The following is a 1057-nucleotide window of genomic DNA, read 5'->3' on the forward strand; positions in this document are numbered from 1 at the left end:
ATTTTATTTCTTCAACTTTTTCAAAATTATTAGAATCGCGTTTATTCATCAATATCGAAACAGAATAGAACAATATTAGTGCAATAAGTATTACAGAAATTAGAACAGTACGACCACCGACAATATTTACGTGACCAAGTATTACACCAAATACGCCATAATCTGCATCAGAATATGTAGAATTTGCACTTCCTAAATTGCCAAGCACTGGCAAAAGGAACAACGGAAGGAAAGTAATGAAAAGGCCATTAATAAATGATGCAGTCAAGCAACCACGTATTCCACCTTGACCATTACCAAATACTCCTGCAGCACCACCAGCCATAAAATGCGCAACAATTCCAGGAATAATAATTGTCGTTCCCAAAATCGCCATAAACGTCATTCCAAGCAAGCCGCCAAAGAAACTAGCCAAGAAGCCAATAAGAACAGCATTAGGAGCAAAGCCAAAAGTCATTGGTGCATCTAAAGCAGGACGAGCATTTTTAACAAGCTTTTCCGATATTCCCTTAAAAGCTGGAACAATTTCGTCAAGAACAATCTGCACGCCTGCAAGAATAATATAAACACCTGCAGCAAAAGTTGCAGCCTTCAACATAACGAAAACAATGGAGTTTTGACCATTAGATAAATGTGTTTCGACATACGAAGATCCAGCAAAAAGAGCCACTACGATATAAATAACAGCCATAGAAAGCGTGATAAGAACTGTTGTATCACGCAAGAATCCCAATGCTGCTGGGAATTTAATATCCTCAGTTGACTTAGAAGGACGCTTTTTTGAAGCAGTAATCTTTGCAATTAACGCACCTAAAGCAACACCAGTACCAGCAGGATGTCCTAAAGCAACATCATCTTTGCCTGAAGCTTTTTTCATAAACGGCTGCACCAGTGCTGGAGAAATTGTCGTAAACAATCCTTGAGCAATTGAACCCCATAAAAGGACTTCCCACATGCTAAAACCAGCAACATTAAATATAACAGCAAGCATACTTGCCATATAGAAAGCTACGTGACCCGTTAAATAGATAAATTTAAAACGAGAAGTAATAGAAAG

General features: G+C 38.1%; 1 protein-coding gene. It reads right to left on the bottom strand.

The features are described from left to right. Positions 1-1057, bottom strand: a 1057-nt coding sequence (locus A5294_RS06420) for a PTS ascorbate transporter subunit IIC (RefSeq protein WP_064340739.1), incomplete at both ends; no start/stop codon positions are given.

The organism is Gardnerella sp. 30-4, from assembly GCF_001641215.1.
GTDB classification, from domain to species: Bacteria; Actinomycetota; Actinomycetes; order Actinomycetales; family Bifidobacteriaceae; genus Bifidobacterium; species Bifidobacterium leopoldii.